Origin of the sequence: Methylobacterium sp. J-070, from assembly GCF_022829385.1 — a bacterium.
Lineage (GTDB): Bacteria > Pseudomonadota > Alphaproteobacteria > Rhizobiales > Beijerinckiaceae > Methylobacterium.
The window spans coordinates 40420-57866 of sequence record NZ_JAKSXX010000274.1; the positions used below are offsets into that span (position 1 = coordinate 40420).

16 protein-coding genes, 1 tRNA gene and 3 pseudogenes are annotated in these 17447 nt (G+C 68.5%); 9 read left to right on the forward strand and 11 right to left on the reverse strand.

Going from position 1 to position 17447, the window contains the following annotated elements; translation table 11 throughout:
• Positions 1–4: 4 nt before the first annotated feature.
• Positions 5–916 carry a 3'-5' exonuclease gene (locus tag MKL01_RS31120; RefSeq protein ID WP_243909044.1) on the forward strand — a complete coding sequence of 304 codons (912 nt, stop codon included), beginning with the start codon at positions 5–7 and terminating at the stop codon, positions 914–916.
• 148 nt (positions 917–1064) lie between these two features.
• Here the strand turns inward: MKL01_RS31120 and MKL01_RS31125 are convergent.
• Positions 1065–1140: transfer RNA gene (locus MKL01_RS31125), tRNA-Ala, on the reverse strand.
• Between the two features lie 121 nt (positions 1141–1261).
• Between MKL01_RS31125 and MKL01_RS31130 the strand changes: the two genes are divergently transcribed.
• Genes MKL01_RS31130 through MKL01_RS31140 form a run of 3 tightly spaced genes read left to right on the forward strand, consistent with a single transcriptional unit; the run spans position 1262 to position 3308 of the window.
• Positions 1262–1552, forward strand: a complete 291-nt coding sequence (locus MKL01_RS31130; protein WP_243909045.1) for a YggT family protein — start codon at positions 1262–1264, stop codon at positions 1550–1552.
• 47 nt (positions 1553–1599) lie between these two features.
• Positions 1600–2643 (forward strand): MaoC family dehydratase, encoded by a 1044-nt coding sequence (locus tag MKL01_RS31135; protein ID WP_243909046.1) that lies wholly within the window; start codon positions 1600–1602, stop codon positions 2641–2643.
• 35 nt (positions 2644–2678) lie between these two features.
• Positions 2679–3308: a GNAT family N-acetyltransferase gene (locus MKL01_RS31140; protein WP_243909047.1), complete on the forward strand. Its 630-nt coding sequence runs from the start codon at positions 2679–2681 to the stop codon at positions 3306–3308.
• Between the two features lie 38 nt (positions 3309–3346).
• Here MKL01_RS31140 and MKL01_RS31145 read toward each other — a convergent pair whose 3' ends face one another.
• From MKL01_RS31145 to MKL01_RS31160, 4 genes and pseudogenes are all read right to left on the reverse strand, one after another.
• Positions 3347–3979 (reverse strand): outer membrane protein, encoded by a 633-nt coding sequence (locus MKL01_RS31145; protein WP_243909048.1) that lies wholly within the window; start codon positions 3977–3979, stop codon positions 3347–3349.
• 248 nt (positions 3980–4227) lie between these two features.
• A pseudogene (locus MKL01_RS31150) lies at positions 4228–4477 on the reverse strand (IS3 family transposase); the annotation flags it as partial.
• A gap of 197 nt (positions 4478–4674) precedes the next feature.
• Positions 4675–5262 (reverse strand): annotated as a pseudogene (locus tag MKL01_RS31155) (aminotransferase class V-fold PLP-dependent enzyme); the annotation flags it as partial.
• A 136-nt stretch (positions 5263–5398) separates the two neighbouring features.
• The gene (locus MKL01_RS31160) at positions 5399–5671 is read right to left on the reverse strand and encodes a hypothetical protein (protein WP_243909049.1); all 273 of its coding nucleotides are present in this window, start codon (positions 5669–5671) and stop codon (positions 5399–5401) included.
• 767 nt (positions 5672–6438) lie between these two features.
• On the opposite strand from MKL01_RS31160, the gene MKL01_RS31170 reads away from it, so the two are divergent.
• Positions 6439–8604 carry an ATP-binding protein gene (locus tag MKL01_RS31170; protein WP_243909050.1) on the forward strand — a complete coding sequence of 722 codons (2166 nt, stop codon included), beginning with the start codon at positions 6439–6441 and terminating at the stop codon, positions 8602–8604.
• A 252-nt stretch (positions 8605–8856) separates the two neighbouring features.
• On the opposite strand, the gene MKL01_RS31175 is transcribed toward MKL01_RS31170, so the two are convergent.
• The 4 genes from MKL01_RS31175 to MKL01_RS31190 form a co-directional block, all read right to left on the reverse strand.
• Complete coding sequence (locus MKL01_RS31175) at positions 8857–10041, reverse strand: cupin domain-containing protein (RefSeq protein ID WP_243909051.1); 1185 nt, start codon at positions 10039–10041, stop codon at positions 8857–8859.
• A gap of 470 nt (positions 10042–10511) precedes the next feature.
• The gene (locus MKL01_RS31180) at positions 10512–12275 is read right to left on the reverse strand and encodes a GMC family oxidoreductase (protein ID WP_243909052.1); all 1764 of its coding nucleotides are present in this window, start codon (positions 12273–12275) and stop codon (positions 10512–10514) included.
• A 17-nt stretch (positions 12276–12292) separates the two neighbouring features.
• Positions 12293–13054 carry a gluconate 2-dehydrogenase subunit 3 family protein gene (locus tag MKL01_RS31185; RefSeq protein WP_243909053.1) on the reverse strand — a complete coding sequence of 254 codons (762 nt, stop codon included), beginning with the start codon at positions 13052–13054 and terminating at the stop codon, positions 12293–12295.
• A gap of 679 nt (positions 13055–13733) precedes the next feature.
• Entirely contained in the window at positions 13734–14018 is a 285-nt protein-coding gene (locus MKL01_RS31190) for a hypothetical protein (RefSeq protein WP_243909054.1), read from the reverse strand.
• Here MKL01_RS31190 and MKL01_RS31195 point away from each other — a divergent pair.
• Positions 14017–14496, forward strand: coding sequence for a GlcG/HbpS family heme-binding protein (locus MKL01_RS31195; protein ID WP_243909055.1), 480 nt, complete (start codon positions 14017–14019; stop codon positions 14494–14496). The two genes, MKL01_RS31190 and MKL01_RS31195, sit on opposite strands and share 2 nt — an antisense overlap.
• 61 nt (positions 14497–14557) lie before the next feature.
• Here MKL01_RS31195 and MKL01_RS31200 read toward each other — a convergent pair.
• Positions 14558–14839: pseudogene (locus MKL01_RS31200) on the reverse strand (DDE-type integrase/transposase/recombinase); the annotation flags it as partial.
• A 277-nt stretch (positions 14840–15116) separates the two neighbouring features.
• Between MKL01_RS31200 and MKL01_RS31205 the strand changes: the two are divergent.
• The 3 genes from MKL01_RS31205 (at position 15117) to MKL01_RS35870 (ending at position 17244) form a co-directional block, all read left to right on the forward strand.
• Positions 15117–15911 carry a DUF4239 domain-containing protein gene (locus MKL01_RS31205; protein WP_243909056.1) on the forward strand — a complete coding sequence of 265 codons (795 nt, stop codon included), beginning with the start codon at positions 15117–15119 and terminating at the stop codon, positions 15909–15911.
• A gap of 357 nt (positions 15912–16268) precedes the next feature.
• On the forward strand, positions 16269–16937 hold the full coding sequence (locus MKL01_RS31210) for a metal ABC transporter permease (protein WP_243909059.1): 669 nt from the start codon (positions 16269–16271) through the stop codon (positions 16935–16937).
• Between the two features lie 172 nt (positions 16938–17109).
• The gene (locus MKL01_RS35870; RefSeq protein WP_279605002.1) at positions 17110–17244 is read left to right on the forward strand and encodes a hypothetical protein; all 135 of its coding nucleotides are present in this window, start codon (positions 17110–17112) and stop codon (positions 17242–17244) included.
• A gap of 8 nt (positions 17245–17252) precedes the next feature.
• Here the strand turns inward: MKL01_RS35870 and MKL01_RS31215 are convergent.
• Positions 17253–17447: hypothetical protein (locus MKL01_RS31215; protein ID WP_243909057.1), on the reverse strand; the 195-nt coding region annotated here is incomplete at its 5' end.

Genomic DNA, 17447 nt, shown 5'->3' on the forward strand with positions numbered 1-17447 from the left:
ACGCATGCAACAGACCCAGCCCGTCCTGCCACTCCTGCCGCCGCCAGGCGCATCTGCCGTTTCCCGTCGCCCGATGGTGGGGAAGGGCGCCAGGCGCACCGCGTCCCACGGGTACCCGGAACCGGCGCCGGGCCAGGATGCGGTCCTGGCGGTCGACATCGAGACCGTGCCGGACGAGACGCTGATGCCGCCGGAGGCGGACTGGCCCCGCGACAAGTTCGCCAAAGCCGCCTGGCACAAGGTGGTGGCGGTCAGCTTCGTGCAGGCGGACATCCTGCGAGACCCCGACACCGGCCTGGAGGAGTACCGCGTTACGGCCTGCCGCAGCGGCGGCGAGGACGACTGGGACGAGGCACGCCTTCTGAACGGGTTCTGGCGCCACTTCGCCTCCCGCCGGTTCCGATGCGTCACCTGGAACGGTCGCGCCTTCGACATGCCGGTGATGCTCCAGCGCTCGATGGTGCACGGCATCGCCGCGGCGACCTGGTACCGTGGCGGCACCCGCTGGTCCGGATACGAATCGCGCTTCTCCGGCGACTGGCACGCCGACGTGATGGACGCGGTCTCCGGCTACGGGGCGTGCAGCCGCCTCACCCTCGAGGAGGCGGCCGCAATGCTGGGGCTGCCGGGCAAGCTCGGCGAGCACGGGGCGAACGTCGCCGAGCTCGTCGCCGCCGGCCAGCTCGGACGCGTCCGGGCGTACTGCGAGACGGACACGCTGAATACTTTCCTCGTCTACCTGCGCCACGCCTACTTGGCGGGCCGCACCGACGCGGACGCGCATGACCGCGCGGTCGCCGGCCTCATGGATTACCTATCGCGCGAGCGTCCGACGCGACCGCATCTCGGGCGGTTCCTCGACGCGTGGCGGCGAAACTCGAACGTTCGCCCGGCCTTCGTCACGGGACGGCGATGACGTCATTCACGGGCGGCGCCGGGTTACCTGACGCTGAAAATTCCAGGGGCTTACGCCGTTGGTCCCCAGGGACTTACGGGGACTTACTCGGGGGCGTATCCAAGCTAAGTCTCTGACGAACCACACAGAATTCCTGCGGAGAGGAACCTGGTGGAGCTGAGGGGAATCGAACCCCTGACCTCCGCAGTGCGATTGCGGCGCTCTCCCATCTGAGCTACAGCCCCGTCGAGGCGCCGGCCTTGTAGGCGCGGGCGGCTCAGCCTGTCAATTCCTGTCGCCCGTCTTTCATGCGCCGCCCCGCGACGGGCATCGGCACCGCGCAGACCTGAGGATTCGACGCCGCGTATGTACGCCTTGCTCTGGCTCATCAACACCGTCATCCAGCTTTTCATCTACGTGCTGATCGCGAGCGCCGTCTTGAGCTGGCTCGTCGCCTTCAACGTCGTGAACGTGCGCAACCCCGTCGTCGCGCAGATCGGCGAGGTTCTCTACCGCCTGACCGAACCCGCCCTGCGCCCGATCCGGAATCTCCTGCCCAATCTCGGCGGTGTGGACATCTCCCCCATCATCTTGATCCTGCTGCTGCTGTTTGTGCAGAGGCTCATCACCGTCGATCTTGTGCACTTCCTGATCTGAGCGACCGATCCCGGCCAGCGGGATCCGTCGGAAGGGGACGCCTGCCCGTGAAGACCAATCCCGGCCGTTTCTTCGAGGATTTCCGCCTCGGCGAGACCATCCGCCATGCCACCCCGCGCACGGTCACGGCGGGCGACGCGGCGCTCTACACGGGGCTCTACGGGCCCCGCTTCGCCGTGCAATCGTCGGACGCCTTCGCGCGCGCCTTCGGCTATCCGAAGAGCCCGCTCGACGACCTGCTGACCTTCCACATGGTGTTCGGCAAGACCGTGCCGGACGTGTCCCTCAACGCGCTGGCCAATCTGGGCTACGCCGAGGGCGGGTTCCGGCGTCCGGTCTATCCGGGCGAGACCCTGTCGACCGTCTCCGAGGTGATCGGCCTCAAGGAGAGTTCGAACCGCCAGACCGGCGTGGTCTACGTGCGTTCGGTGGGCTCCGACGAGGCCGGCGCGACCGTGCTGAGCTATTGCCGCTGGGTGCTGGTGCGCAAGCGCGACCCGCAGGCCGCGATCGCCGAGGAGCACGTGCCGGCCCTCGCCAAGGTGGTCGATCCGCGCGATCTCGCGGGCGCCCTGCCGCGGCTCTCGGCCGCCGCCTACGATTCGGAGCTCGCCGGCAGCCCGCACCGCTTCGCCGACTACGCGGTGGGCGAGCGGATCGACCACGTCGACGGCATGACCGTCGAGGAGGCCGAGCACCAGATCGCCACGCGCCTGTTCCAGAACACCGCCAAGGTCCATTTCGACGGCCTGGCCGCCAAGGACACCCGGTTCGGCCGCCGGCTGATCTATGGCGGGCACGTGATCTCGCTCGCCCGGGCGCTCAGCTTCAACGGCCTCGCCAACGCCTTCGCGCTCGCCGGCATCAATGCCGGCCGCCACGTCGCGCCGCTGTTTGCCGGCGACACGGTCTATGCCTGGAGCGAGGTGCTGGAATCGGCCGATGTCGGCCGGGACGATGTCGGGCTGCTGCGCCTGCGCACGGTCGCCACCAAGAACCAGCCCTGCGGCGCCTTCCCGGACCGCGCCGGGGAGGGCTACGATCCGGCGGTGATCCTCGATCTCGACTACTGGGCGTTCGTGCCGAAATAGCGGGGGCGCGAGGCCTGGCGATCGGACCTTTGCCTATGGCCGTGACCAGCATCCGCAAGGCAGGGACCGTGGCCGTGAGGCCCGCGGAGCCGGAGGACGCGGCCGCGATCGCGGCGATCCACGTGACCGCATGGCACGAGGCCTATGCCGGCCTCCTGCCGGACGAGATGATCGCCGCCCTCACGGTCGAGGTGCGGCAGGCGTGGTGGGCGCAGGTTCTCAGCAAACCCGCGCCGGGCCCCCACGAGGCGGTCTACCTGGTCGAGGTCGAGGGACGGCTGGCCGGGTTCGGCGTGGGCAACGCCCAGCGCTCGGACACGCTGGCGGCGGGCTTCGACGGCGAGATCCGGGGGCCCTACGTCGTGCGGGCCGCCCAGCGGCGCGGCGCGGGCCGGGCGCTCGTCGCCGCGACGGCCGCGGGTCTCGAGCAGGTCGGGCATCGCGCCGTCGGTGCCTGGGTGCTGCGCACGAACGTGCCGGGCCGGCGCTTCCTCGAAGGTCTCGGCGGCACCCTGATCAACGGGCCCGAGGCGGTACGCGGGCACGGGCGTCTGACGGAGGTCGCCTACGGGTGGCACGATGTCGCCCGGCTCGTCGCGGCGGCGGCTCCCGCCCCCCGAGACGGCGACGGCAGGGCGGCGCCCCCGCCGCCCCGGACGGGTTAGAGGCGTTTCCGCCCACGGGGAGGCCGGCCCCCGGCCCCTCAGCGGATCCCGCCGCCGACCACCCCCGCCTCCACCGCCAGCGACAGCCGATCCGTGACCGCCCACTCGACCCCGACGCCCGCCACCGGCCGGACCGCGATGTCCTGGCGGCTGAACGGCAGGGAGCCCGGCGTCGGCCCGACGCGCAGGGTCTCGTGCAGGGCCACCGCCCCGGTCTTGGCGTAGACCAGGACGTCCGGCGACAGCAGCGTCCCGACCTTCACCTCGAGGGCGCCGGCGAAGTCGCGGCCGTAGGCGAGCCGCCCGTAGCCGGGCGTCAGGGTGCCACCGAGCCCGGCGAGAGAATCGAAGCTGCCGCTGATCCCGTAGAGGATCGGGCCCTCCTGCCACATCCGGCCGGCCTCGAAGCCGATGGTGGGGCCGGAATAGCTGCCGACGTGGCGCGAACTCGTCACCGCGTAGCCGGTCGACAGGCGGGCATAGGAGCCGGTCCAGCGACCGGCCGCGTCCTCGATCCGCTCGGGCCACGCGAAGGACGGCAGGGGGGCGAAGCCGATCGACGGCCACAGGAGGGCCTGGGCGGCGACGGGCCCTGCCGGCAGGCAGCCGGCCCCGAGCACGAGGCCGGCCGCGAGCCGGCGGAACGGACGGGATCCGGCGCATCGAATCATGCCGACAGCTTAGCCGAAGGCGCCGGGCCGCGACAGGGCGGAGCGGGCCCTTCCGGTCATGGGCGTGCGCGGGACGGTTGTCGGCAGAGTCTCCGCTAAGCCATTGATGTCGCTGAACCTCGCTCGATGGTGCGCGCAGCGGGATTGTCGGCCTTGGGGGGCGACGCGTGCCGGCTGGGGCAAAAACACCCCCGTGCATGCTTCAAGGGCACCTGAGGGCGCGTGAGCGGGAGGCCGCCCGCAGGCCAGACCTCATCAGCCATGGCAGCTCGCGCCGGGTGAACGGCCAGCCGTGATTTGCGGGCGCCCGGGCGTCCTTGGGCCGACCGTAGGCGATGCCCTCGCGCCGGACAGCTCGGCGATGCTGTCCTCGCCGCACAGGCGCTCCTGCACGATGCGGATCGTCTCCGCGGACGGGACCCGCCGGCGCGGGGTCCGACGGATGTCCTTGATCACGGTCGCCGCCGGCTTCCGTGCCGGCCCGGACGTCTGTTTCATCCTCGCTCCTGAGGAGCCGGCCATCCTCCGTTCGTGAGGATCTCATGCCAGCGGCCCATGGGGCCGACGCCACCTCGGCGCATCAGTCGGCCCGTACAGGGAGCGCTCCGGCTTGGCAGCCGTCCGCACGAGCCTCGGCACGTCGCGCGTCGTGTACAGTCTCGCGCCGGCTCTTGCGGGCCGGCGCGTGTCGTTCGGTGCCGCGGCAGGGTGTGCAACGCCCGGAGGAACACATCCACGTCGTCGCGGGTGTTGTAGAACGCGAGCGAGGCCCGCACCGCCTGGTCGACACCGAAACGGCGCAGGGCCGGGAGGGCGCAGTGGTGGCCCGAGCGCACGGCGATGCCGTGGGCGTCGAGGTGGTGGGCGACCGCCTCGTCCTCCTGCCCCTCGACCGTGAAGGACATCACGCTCGCCTTCTCGTGCGCCGTGCCGATCAGGCGCAGACCCTTCACCTCGGCGAGGCCGGCTTGCGCGTAGTGCAGCAGGTCGTGCTCGTAGGCGGCGATGGCCGGCAGGCCGATGCCTTGCAGGTAGTCGAGGGCCGCGCCGAGGCCGACCGCCCCGGCGATGTCCGGCGTGCCCGCCTCGAACTTCTCCGGCGCGCCCTTGTAGACCGTCTTGGCGAAGGTGACGTCCTCGATCATGTGGCCGCCGCCCTGCCAGGGGGGCATCGCCTCCAGCAGGGCGGTCTTGCCGTAGGGGGCTCCGATCCCCGTCGGCCCGAAGACCTTGTGGCCGGAGAAGACCAGGAAGTCGGCGTCCAGCGCCTGCACGTCGAGCGGCGTCCGAAGGCCGCGCACCTGAGTATTTCAGGCCGAGAAATGAAGTATCCAATCGTTTCTCGGCGCAATCGTCAGCACCATCCCCGCCAGAAGGCAAAATCTGCCCGCTTGTCGGCTCTGATATGCTCGGGTCTCATTAAAGGAAAATTCGAAGACATCGTGCTCTGCTCGCCCTTCGAGGGGTGACGCGAGGGCAAACCATGTCGATCAGCTCGATATCGTCTACAAACCAGCAACAAAACCTCATCGGCGCGACGCGGCAGGCCGCGACCTCGGCGGCGACCCAGTTCGTCGATGCCGTCTCGGCGGATACATCGGGGCAGACTTCTTCCACGACATCGAGCTCGAGCGCGATGAGCCCGGCCGCTTCGACGGGCGTCGCCCCAACGTCCACCTTGTCGAGCGACATGCTGTCCTCCCTGCTGCAGCTCCAGTCGACCGCCACCTCGAACGGATCAACCGCCTCATCCTCGTCGGGGACCGGTTCGGACCCGAGCAGCTCCTCCCAACCGGCGCCCGTTCATCACCATCACGGCGGCCATCACGGCGCGCCGCCCGCGACGAATTCCAGCGGGCCGGACCCCTCGCAAACGAGCAGCGCCACTGCGGAGCCGAGCGCCACCCCGACGGCGACGGCGGCCACTACCACCGCCGATCGTCCGCTGGCGGCATAGAGGCCCGCCGCAAGAGCGGCGCGCCGGCCGGTGCATCCCTGCGAGGCCGGTCAGCGCCACGCCTCCCGCGGCGACGGCGGTGCCGCGCACGCGCCGCGGTACGACTACCCGCCCCATCACGACCGCCGTCGGCGCGGGCGTGTCGCGAACCGGCGCGCGGGCCGCAGGCGGGCGATCGCGGTTCCGCCTCCCTGCGTCGGTCCCGGCTGGGCATTGGACGCCGCGCGCCAGCACCCGGTTCTGCTCGCGCACGGTCCCCGCCCCTGAGAGGCCGCTGCGCGCGTGCAGCCGCGGCATGGCTTCGAACCCCTGGATTGCGATTGATTGCGAGGGGTGGGAAAGAGCATATCCGCCCTCGGGCATGCTGCCGGTCGGGGCCGCCCCGTGTGCGACCAGGTCTGGAGGCGCGCGGGTCTCCCGGCCGGGCTCGTCGACGTCGCGTGCCGATCGCGGACCACGCTCCTGTCGGAGAGCCCTCCGCGCAACTGCGAGAGGCGTCGGAGTGACCGTCAGTACCGTGCCGATCAGTGCCTCCGCCTACCCGTTCGGAGCGGGTGGTGGCGACGTGGGAAACCTGGTGCGGACCCTCGACTGGGCGGCCACGTCCCTGGGGGCCATCGAGACCTGGCCGCAGAGCCTCCGCACCGCCGTCGGGATCGTGCTGCACTCGCCGGTGCCCATCGTCCTCCTGTGGGGCGAGGACGGCATCATGATCTACAACGATGCCTATTCGGTTTTCGCAGGCGGCCGTCATCCGCGCCTGCTCGGCTCGAAGGTCCGCGAGGGGTGGTCGGAGATCGCCGACTTCAACGACAACGTCATGCGGGTCGGGCTGGCGGGTGGCACGCTGGCCTACAAGGACCAGGAACTCACCCTCGACCGCTTCGGCGCACCGGAGCGGGTCTGGATGAACCTCGATTACTCGCCGGTGCTGGACGACGCCGGACGGCCGGCCGGCGTCGTCGCCATCGTGGTCGAAACCACCGAACGCGTGCTCGCCGAGCGGCGCCTGCGGGAGAGCGAGGCGATCGCGCGGGAGAACGTCGAGCGCGTCCATCTCGCTCTCGCGGCCGGTGCGATCATCGGCACCTGGGTCTGGGAGTTGCCGACCAATCGATTCACCGTCGACGAGGGTTTCGCCCGCAACTTCGGCCTCGACCCCGCCCTGGGCCGCGAGGGCTTCAGCCTGCAACAGGTGGTCGAGACGGTCCATCCCGACGACAAGCCCGGGCTGATCAAGGCCATCGAGACGGTGGTCGCGCAGGGCGGAGCCTACGCGCACCAGTACCGCGTGCGGCGCGACGACGGGAGCTACCACTGGATCGAGGCCAACGGCCGCGTCGATTACGCACCGGACGGGACGCCGCTGCGGTTCCCCGGGGTTCTCCTCGATGTGGACGAGCGACGCGCGGTGGAGGCGGAGCGCGACCGGGCGAACGCGGATCTCCGGGCACTCACCCAGACCCTGGAGCAGCGGGTCACGGAGCGCTCGGCGGAGCTGATGATCGCCGAGGAAGCCTTGCGGCAGTCGCAGAAGATGGAGGCCGTCGGCCAGCTCACCGGTGGCTTGGCGCACGACTTCAACAACCTGCTCACCGGCATCTCCGGCAGCCTCGAACTGCTCCAGACCCGGATGAGCCAGGGCCGGCTCACGGAGCTCGACCGCTACATCAACGCCGCCCAGGGCGCCTCGAAGCGGGCGGCCGCGCTCACCCATCGCCTGCTCGCGTTTTCACGCCGCCAGACCCTCGACCCGAAGCCGACCGACGTGAACCGCCTCATCGCCGGCATGGAGGAACTCATCCGACGCACCATCGGGCCCGAGATCACGCTGGAGGTGGTCGGGGCGTCGGGCCTTTGGTCGGCCCTGGTCGATCCGAGCCAGCTTGAGAACGCGCTGCTGAACCTCTGCATCAACGCGCGCGACGCGATGCCGAACGGCGGTCGCATCACCATCGAGACCGCCAACAAGTGGCTCGACGACCGTGCCGCCAAAGAACGGGACCTCGAACCCGGCCAGTACCTCTCGCTGTGCGTGACGGATACCGGCACGGGCATGCCTCCGGATGTCATCGCCAAGGCGTTCGAGCCGTTCTTCACGACCAAGCCGATCGGTCAGGGCACCGGCCTCGGCCTGTCGATGATCTACGGGTTCGTCCGCCAGTCGGGCGGACAGGTCCGGATCTACTCGGAGGTCGGCGACGGCACCACGATGTGCCTCTACCTGCCGAGGCATTACGGTCCGGCGGAGAAGGCCGACGCGGTGCCCGACCTGTCGGGGGCACCGCGTGCCGAGCAGGGGCAGACCGTGCTCATCGTCGACGACGAGCCCACCGTACGCATGCTGGTGACGGAGGTCCTGGAGGATCTCGGCTACACCGCCATCGAGGCGGCCGACGGGGCAACCGGCCTGAAGGTGCTCCGCTCGGACGTGCGCATCGACCTGCTGGTCACGGACGTCGGGCTCCCCGGCGGCATGAATGGGCGCCAGATGGCCGATGCCGGCCGTGTGGTCCGACCGGGGCTGAAGGTGATGTTCATCACCGGCTATGCCGAGAACGCCATCGTCGGGAACGGACACCTCGAACCCGGCATGGCCGTCCTGACCAAGCCCTTCGTGATGGAAGCGCTGGCCTCCCGGATCAAGGACCTGATCGCCGATCCGTAGGTGCATGCGATCGGGCGCAAGATCCAGCGACGCGGTGAGACCAAGGTCCACGGGCGGCCAAGCCCGCGCCGCCGGGAAACGATCGATCCGGGTCGGGGATGCGCAGGATTGCCGGCCGCCTGTGCGCAAGCTGCAGCGGGCAGAACGCAGGCGAACATCCCGTTGGAGGCGAGGCCCGCAGTGGCACGGGCCTCTCCAACGCAGCTCCGGGTCGAACCCGCGCCTTTCGCCGAGGACAAGCAGGCCTAAGCCTCAGCTCTGCTTCAGCTTGGCGATCGTCTCGGATGGCACCCCGGCGAAGTTGTTCGCCACCAGATAGTTCGGGCTGGCCTTGATCCAGGCGTCGAGGTCGATCTCCTCGAACTTGCCGTTGTCCCAGGTCTGGACGATCTCCAGATCCCCGTCACCGACGTTCTTGATCGCGTGGCCGAAGCCCATCGGGATGTAGGCCACGTCACCCGGGCTGAAGTCGGCGACCTTGCCCCGGCCCCCCGATCCGAACAGCGGCACCTGTCCCTTCCCCTTCAGGTAGAAGTGCCACTCGTTGGCGTTTACGTTCCAGTGCAACTTGCGCATCCGGCCGGGCCGGATGGTCATGACGCCGCCCGACATAGACTTGGACACCGGCCACTCATCCACCGTCGCGAGCCGGAACGTGCCGCCCTCGAATTCCCGCACCGCCCGCGGATCCTTGAGGAGCCGGAACTTGTGGGTGGAGTCCTTCGGCCACGGCGCGTCGAGCGCCTGGGAGAGCGGGATGGCTGGGCCGGCCTGGATGTAGGTCTCGCCCTTCGGGAAGGCGTCGAACGCCTCCTTCGGGAGGCCGAAATTCTGGGCCAGCATGTCCTTCGGCGTGACGTCGATCCAGTCGGTGATCGAAAAGGTGCCGTGCTCGGAGAAGGCGCCGTTGTCGAACGACAGGATGAAATGGCACGGCTTGTCGCCGATCGTCTGGATCGAATGGCCGTGCCCCCTCGGGAAGAACCAGAGATCGCCCGGTTCGTAGTTGTTGATCTCGCTCGCCCCCGAGGGGTCCAGCACGACGGTCTGACATCGGCCGTCGATCACGTAAGCCCATTCGGCTGCGATGGCGTGCCAGTGCAGCTCGCGCGAGGCGCCGGGATCGAGGAACATGTGCACGCCCGCGATACCCTTGCTGATGGGGAACTGGTGGACGGTGGCTTCCTTGGCCCAGCCCCCCGACGTGATCTTCGGGACGCTGCCGTCGAGGGAGAAGCGGAAATCGGGCATCGCGCCGACATCCTTCGGATCATGGTAGGCGACCTGGGCTCCCGACGGGAGCTGCTGCACGTCGCGGCCGAAGCCGCCCTGACCTGGGTCGCCGTGGTCGTGCTCCAGCGCCCGCGCTTGGTCCGCCATCATCCCGCCAACGCCGAGGGCTGCGGCTCCGAGAAACACGCGTCTGTTGGCGTCCATGGGGTACCTCCTGAACGTGTGACCTCAAGTCTTTCGCGGGACGCGGTCTATGGACGTGGCGTGCCGGAATTCGCGTGCGGCAAAGCATGGCGACACGCCTGTGCGTCCCTGAATGTGTAACCGAACCCTCCGCAAACACGCCTCGCCACAGGTCAGATCCGGGTTTTCCCTCAGATCGCGAGCGTCGGACTCTGGCTGCTCCGTCAGGACCAGAACAATCGGGACGGGCGAGGAGCGATATTGTTCACTCGGCATGTTCGTTGCCCAGAAACGTACGAAGGACATCACTCGCGACAGGGTCTTCGCTCAGGCCGACGGCGCCCCTCCAACGGATTGGCGCCATCCGCACCGGGATCGGAAAGACGTTGTCGCGGATCCGTCGGCCGGCCGGTCCGACCGGTGCTCGCTGTGCTCCTTCCAGATCGCGCGGCTCCATCGCTGCCGGGATCGATCGATTCATAGACCCAGCGTCAAATGAGCGTGCCCGGATTTTGTAGATACTTAGACTTGATTGCCTCAATCGAGCGGTAGCTCAGGGCTGCCAGCGTGTTCGTGGGGTTGTACCCCGCATTCTGCGGAAAGGCGCTGGCTCCGTGCACGAAGACGTTCGGCACATCCCAGCTTTGCAGGTGGGTCGTTACCGCCGAGGTGTTGCGGTCCACGCCCATGATCGCCCCTCCGACGATGTGCGTGGTCTGATAGGGCACAATGCTGAATGGGACGGGGGGCAGAGAAACCTTGAGGTGATCAGGCCGCATCGCCTTGGCGATCTCAACACTCTTGTCGACCAGGAACTGCCGCATCTTGAGGTCGTTCTGCGGGAAATCGAACGTGATGCGGGCCAGTGGAACGCCGAAAGCATCTCGATAGGTCGGGTCGAGGTCGATGTAGTTCGCGCGATGCGCGGTGCTGCCGCCATGGGCCTGGATCGTGAAGGACCGGTCGTACCAATCGTGCAGGGCTCGCTTCCAGCCGGATCCCCAGCTCGGCGAGCCGTCAGGAAGCGTGCTTTGCTGGATCGGGCGCGCACCGGTGGTCTGTGCGAGGATGTAACCGCCGCCGATGAAGCCGTGGGGGCCGTGATCGAAGTTGTCGCCGTTGAACTCGTCCAACGTCATTCCCATGGCGCCGGCTCCCGCATAGCCGTTCATCCGTTTATTCGCGAAGAACGGATAGGTGTAGGCTATCGTCTGGTAGGTGAAGTTCTTGCCGACCGTGCCTTTGGCGGTCCGTGGGTCGTAGCCCGGGCCGATCCCTGAGGCGAGCATCAACCGCACGTTGTGAAACTGGAAGGCGCAGAGCAGGACGAGGTCGGCCGGCTGGAACAGCGCCTGCCCCGCGGCATCCACGTACGTGACGCCGCGGGCCGACTTCCTGTCCGGGGTGAGTTCGACGCGGGTCACATGACTGTCGCAGCGCAACTCGAAATTCGGGTTCTTCAGAGCGATCGGCAGAACCGTATTGAAGGGGCTGGCCTTCGACCAGTTGTAGCACCCGAACCGCTCGCAGAAGCCGCAATAGGTGCACGGCCCCATCTGCACGCCGTCGGGATTGGTGTAGGAATCCTGGCTCATATTCGAGGCGGGCTGCGGGAACGGCTTGTAGCCCATGCCGCGTGCTGTCTCGGCGAACTGCCGAGGCCCGTAGCTCTGCTTGAGCGGTGGGCAGGGATACTCCCGGCTGCGCGGGCCCTCGAAGGGGTTGCCGCCCTCCCGGATCGCACCCTTCAGGTTTCCGGCTTGGCCTGATGTGCCACAGACGTATTCGAATTTATCGTAGTACGGTTCGAGCTCGTCGTACGTGACACCCCAATCCTGGATGGTGAGCTCCGGGTCGATCGCCTTCTTCCCGTAGCGGGCCTCGTTGTGGCTTCGCATCTGGAAATCGGTCGGAAGGAAGCGCCAGTGCTGCCCATTCCAGTGCACCCCGGCTCCCCCGAGGCCTTCACCTGGCAGGAAGGCGCCAAGGCGGCGCATCGGAAGGGCCGTCTGCTTGAGGTGATTGCGGAACGTCACCGTCTCGCGGGACAGATTCTGGAACATCTCGCCACGCACGCTCCAGCGCAGCTCGTCCATCGTGTTCGGGACGGCGAAGTTCGGGATCGTGTCGCGATAAGGCCCGCGTTCGAGTCCCACGATCCGCAAGCCGGTGTCGGCCAGTTCTCGCGCGGCAATCGCGCCCGTCCAGCCCATCCCGACTATGACGACATCGACGTGCGGCATGTGGCGCGGCATGCGACCCTCCCGAGTCGTCAGGCACCGATGGAGACGGGGTCGATCCGGTAGACCTCACCGTTCAGGGCGACGGCCTCGGTCAGAGCGGGGTTGGTGCCCGGGAAGTTGAGCAGCCGCCACCCCGCCATGCCGCGGTTGCCGTCGTAGACCGGGTCGGCGAGATAACCTTCGACCACGTTCTGCCAAACCAATTGGAAGAAGGCTGCCGAGGAGACGCCGTCCAGGTCGATCTTGCCCTGCTCCAGGAGCGTGAGCACCGCGTCCTGATCGGCAGGGCCAAGGTCAACGAACCGCTTGCCGTTCACGCCGAGGCACCACCGGTCGAGAGCCAGGAAGCCGATGCGGTAGATTTGAGCCGGCGTCAGAGCGAGCTGCCATCCTTGTGAAGGGGCGCCCTCGGCCCAGGGGCCGGCCATGTACCATCGCGCTGCTGCGCCGAACTGTCCGCCGAGCTCACGGTCGATGAACGTCACCACACCGGCCTCGACGGCGCCGGGGCCAAGATCATCGGCCGGGATTAGACGGTCCGCCATGGCCGTCAGGGTCTCGACCTCTGGATTTGTCAGGAAGCGGTAGCCCTGCGGGCCGCGTGTCGGGACTTGCCCCGGCTGCGGAGGGCAACCCGGCGGGACGACGGCGTCCGGCCGCTGCGGGGCGACCGACGTCGCCTGCTGCGCCTCGACCGTTCCCGCATCGAGAGCCAGCGCACTGGCTGCCCCACCGATCAGAAATCCGCGGCGTGAGGCGCGTCCCGCGGGATGGTCGGGATCGCGCGTCACGGCCGTCCTCCCCCCTCGCCATCGGTCTTCCGGTCCTTGCCGGCCACAGTGGACGTGTCTGCCCCAGCCGGGCGGCCCGAGCCAGCGGTCGGGCCGGAGGCGCCTTCACCCGGACGCGCCTTCGAGCCGGAGGACACACCCGCAGCGCCCGGTGCTGCGGCAGCACCGCCGGTGCCGGCCGCCGGCGAGGACCGCGGTCCCGAATACGACGGCGCCTGCTCGGCCGAACGTTCGCCTCTCCCTGCCTCTGGCGCGGCGGTCTGGCGTGCGCGCTGGTGTGCCCTCGCGTCCCCCGATCCCCCGTGCGCGCGCGCGCTCGTATCTCGGACGGCCTTCCCCCCGCGCGGATCGGGCGACGTCACACGTGGCGATGCAGCTGGCCGTGAGGGCTGGTTGGGTTGGGCCGGCGGCGCGTCGGCCCGGGGTGTCGAGAGCTGCAGCGCGGGAAGTTCGGGCAAGTTCAGGAGTATCAGCGCCTGGCGGGTCAATGCTTCGCAGCCGACAGCGTCGTGCGCTCGCGCTTTGGCTTCGGCCTCGCTCGCCAAGGATGCTGCCCGGTTCCGAACGTCAGGATTCATCCTCGCGGCTGTGAGCGCGATGCGTGTCAGATCCTCAGCACATCGCGCATGGGCTGTGCCGAGGCCGCCGACGCCGAGCAAGCCACAGAGGAGGAGCTTGATCATCTGCATCCGTCCTCTCCGACGAGGCTCGGCCTGCGCACGCGCGCGTGGTCATGCGCCCCTTGGAAAAGCGATCCGCGACCAAGAAAGTTCCCAATAATGCCAAGCTCATAATCTTTAATCCGGCTCACACTTAAGCTTTCAATAAAGACGATCTTTTGGATACGAGATCGACCTTGAACTTCGCCGCCATATGCACGGTTGTTATATTGAGCCGCGCATTGCTGTTTTAGCTGAGCAGCACTGCCGACCGTCGATCCGACTGAAGTCCTGCAGGTCAGCATGCAGTGTCTCGTCCTCGCATTCCTGTCTGGTATGTCAGTGCTCGTTACGGCAGGGGCCGGACATGCCCAGCTGGCCGACAAGAAGGTCCTGACGCTTGAGGCAGCGCGGAGATTGGTCGCGGCCGCGGAGGCTGAAGCTGAGCGGATCCACGCACCCGCGGTCGTGGCCGTGGTTGACGACGGTGGTTGGCTGATCGCCCTTGAGCGGATGGACCGCGCGCCAATGCTTGCCAGTGTCGAGCTGGCACCCGGTAAAGCGCGGGCCGCCGCCGCCTTCCGAAAGCCAACCCAAGCCCTGGAGAGTTCGATTAACGCCGGCCGGACCGCCCAAGTAACCGCGCCCGGCTTCGTGCAGATGCAGGGCGGCGTGCCGATTGTGATCGACGGCCGCGTGGTCGGCGCGATCGGCATCTCAGCGGATACACCTGCTCACGATCAGCAGATCGCCGACACCGCCGCACGGAGCCTCGGACCGTAGAGATGAGGGGCTTGTGGCAAACGGGTTTGCAAGCCGCAGATGAGCCCCTCCCGCGTCATCTTCAGGCGTTGTTCGCGACCGGGAGCCCGAAGCCGTGTGGGAGCAGCTGGTTCTGCTCGCGGACGGTCCACATGGCGGCAAGGCCGAAGCCCTTGCGCAGCCACGGCATCGCCTCGAAGCCGCAGATCGTGCGGCGGGCGGTGTTGAAGGAGCGGAAGCCGCCTACCCGTGGCATCGCCTGCTTGACCAGAAAGTGGTCGCTCGCGATCCCTGTCTGCGGGCGCTCGGTCACGTCGTGCGTCGATGCTCGTGGCGGCAGACCCTCCGCCCGGCCCTCGGCAATGGTCTGACGACGTCATGCTCAACTACCATACCGAAGAGACTGTGTGCCAAGGCCAAAGCCGCCGATCCCTTGATCGGCTGCTCCTTCGGCACCGAGCATCAGACCGACTACAACTTTCGTGGGGTGTCGCAGTCTAGGGCGTGAACCGACCCATGGTGTTGGGGCGGCAACGAGGCAGCAAGCGACAGACCGGGGACCCGCGGCCAGACTATCCGGCGGTTTGCGTCGCACCGCGCCGTTCCTCATAGTCCGATGAGGACTGAACAGGGTGGCGGACATGGCCTTGTCACTGCTTGCCACCCAGCCGCTGTGGCTGTCCGCCCTGATCCTGATCGGCGCGATGACGCTCATCGCCATGGTCGGGCCCATCCTTGTCCGCCGGTACGTCAGTCTCGATCAACTGCGCCTCAACAACGAGGTTGCCGGCTTCAAGTTTGCGACGGTCGGGGTGCTCTACGCCGTATTGCTGGCCTTCGCGGTGATCATCGCGTGGGAAAAATTCAGCGAGGCGGAGAGCGCGACCGCCCAGGAGGCCGGCGCCGTGGCGACCCTGTATCGCTTGGCTGATGGGATCGGGGGCGAGCCCGGCGGCGCGCTCCGCAACGGTGTCACGCACTATGTGAGGGCCACCATCGCCGAGGAATGGCCGGCGATGGAGCGCGGCAAGGCGAGCCCGGCCGTGACGCAAGCGCTGACCGACACCTACGCGGCGCTCTTGACGTTCAACCCTGGGGACGGCCGCGGAACGTCCCTGCTGGCCGAAGCCCTCCACCAGCTCGATCTCGTGACCCAGGCACGGCGGGTGAGACTCGTCCTGGCTCCCGGTGTCGTCCCCAAGGTACTCTGGCTGATCCTGTCGAGCGGGGCGTTCCTGACGATCGGGTTCACGCTCTTTTTCGGCACGGAAAATCTCCGCGTGCAGGCGATGATGACGGGGATCCTGTCCTTCCTGATCTTCTCCGGGCTGCTCGTCATCACCGCCATCGACCATCCCTTCGCGGGGGCGGTCAGGGTGCGGCCCGACGTGATCGCAGATGTGCTGGAGGGCTTCTCTGCATCGATCCGCCGATGACGGAGGCGCCCGTCGCGGAAACAGCCGGCGCCCGGGTCCGAGGCGTGTCCGGGACCGCGCGGCCGGGTTCTCCCGCCAAGCCCCGGCGACCGGTCGCCTCGGGGGATCGCCGTCCGTGCCGTCAGCGCGCCCCGGTCGGCGCCGGCATCCCCGATCGGGCCGGAGCGCAAGCCGGTTGCGCAGAAGCGTCGGGCGGCAGGACGGCGGCTCATCGCCATTGAGGCGATCCGGGGCAGGCATGGCGGGCCGAGCGCGCGCGACAGATGCGCATCGGATGCAAGGCGCCGGACCGGCACCCGGCGGATGCTGCGCTACATCTCCCCGGATGGAAGTTCGGAGGATCGCGTGAAGCTGTTCATGGTACCGGCCGTCGCCGGTTTGCTGGCTCTGCCCGGCGCGGCTCTGGCCGCACCGACGCCCGAGCGCATCAGGGGCACGGTCGAGGCGGTGGAGCCCGGCTCGATGACCATCCGCACGATCGACGGCGCCACCGCGACCCTCGCCTTGACCAAGACCACCAAGGTCATCGCCCTGGTCAGATCGAGCCTCAGCGCCATCACGGAGGGCTCGTTCGTCGGGACCGCCACCAAGGGCGACAATCCTCCGCAGGCCCTGGAGGTGCACATCTTCCCCGAGGCCATGCGCGGAACCGGCGAAGGGCACCGGGACTGGGACATGATCCCCGACACCCTTGCCGGCGGCGGCCGCGTGAAGAGCGCGATGACCAACGGCACCGTGAAGGCCGCCACCGCCCCGGCTCCCCGGGTCAAGAGCGCGATGACCAACGGCACGGTCTCCAGCAGCAGCGCAGCCGGCGGCGCGCAGACGCTCACGCTCACCTACGGCGACGGCCAGTCGACGACGGTGGCGGTATCGTCTCAGACGTCGATCGTGGCCTACGAGCCCGCCGATCAATCGGCCCTCCGCCCCGGCGCCAAGGTCTTCGTCACCGCCGAGCGTGACGGCGACAGGCTCACGGCGGTCCGGGCCGCCGTGGGCAAGGACGGCGTCACACCGCCGATGTAGCGGGCGGCGGGCCGCGCGACCCTCGGCGACCTTCGGGGCCTCCCGTTCGACCGGACCGAGGTCGAGCCGTCCTTCGTGGAGGCATGCGCGGCCGCCTGAGACCGGCGGCCGACGCCGGCCCGTTTCGATCTGCGACCGGATCTGCCGTGACCTGCGCCTCGGCGGCGCGTCGATGGCGCGGCGCGGCGGCCTGGGCTCGTCGAGCGTCACGCGGCCGGGTCACGGGCCCGAACATCCGGGGGTCGGCGCCCGGGACATCGCGAGAGACCTGCCCCTGTTCGCCCAGGGGCAGGGCTTCTGCGTCTAACCGCCGGTTCACCGATGGCCGAGGGCCGTCAATTCCGTGACGGTCGACGCGTCGGCCGGCAGGAAGGCGTCGACGATGGCGCCCTTGCGGCCCACGACGCGGATCATGGTGCCCTGGCGACCCCCGTAACTCATCGGTCGCCTGGAGGTTGTGCGGACCATCCCCGGGGCGAAGTAGTCGCCCTTCCTGTCGGTCTTGTCGGC

Bases quoted from the DNA above. Each gene is read 5' to 3' on its own strand.
- MKL01_RS31120 (WP_243909044.1), top strand. From the start codon at position 5: ATGCAACAGACCCAGCCCGTCCTGCCACTCCTGCCGCCGCCAGGCGCA.
- MKL01_RS31130 (WP_243909045.1), top strand. From the start codon at position 1,262: ATGTACGCCTTGCTCTGGCTCATCAACACCGTCATCCAGCTTTTCATC.
- MKL01_RS31140 (WP_243909047.1), top strand. From the start codon at position 2,679: ATGGCCGTGACCAGCATCCGCAAGGCAGGGACCGTGGCCGTGAGGCCC.
- MKL01_RS31145 (WP_243909048.1), bottom strand. From the start codon at position 3,979: ATGATTCGATGCGCCGGATCCCGTCCGTTCCGCCGGCTCGCGGCCGGC.
- MKL01_RS31160 (WP_243909049.1), bottom strand. From the start codon at position 5,671: ATGTCGCTCGACAAGGTGGACGTTGGGGCGACGCCCGTCGAAGCGGCC.
- MKL01_RS31175 (WP_243909051.1), bottom strand. From the start codon at position 10,041: ATGGACGCCAACAGACGCGTGTTTCTCGGAGCCGCAGCCCTCGGCGTT.
- MKL01_RS31180 (WP_243909052.1), bottom strand. From the start codon at position 12,275: ATGCCGCGCCACATGCCGCACGTCGATGTCGTCATAGTCGGGATGGGC.
- MKL01_RS31195 (WP_243909055.1), top strand. From the start codon at position 14,017: ATGCAGTGTCTCGTCCTCGCATTCCTGTCTGGTATGTCAGTGCTCGTT.
- MKL01_RS31190 (WP_243909054.1), bottom strand. From the start codon at position 14,018: ATGCTGACCTGCAGGACTTCAGTCGGATCGACGGTCGGCAGTGCTGCT.
- MKL01_RS31205 (WP_243909056.1), top strand. From the start codon at position 15,117: ATGGCCTTGTCACTGCTTGCCACCCAGCCGCTGTGGCTGTCCGCCCTG.
- MKL01_RS31210 (WP_243909059.1), top strand. From the start codon at position 16,269: ATGGTACCGGCCGTCGCCGGTTTGCTGGCTCTGCCCGGCGCGGCTCTG.
- MKL01_RS35870 (WP_279605002.1), top strand. From the start codon at position 17,110: ATGGCGCGGCGCGGCGGCCTGGGCTCGTCGAGCGTCACGCGGCCGGGT.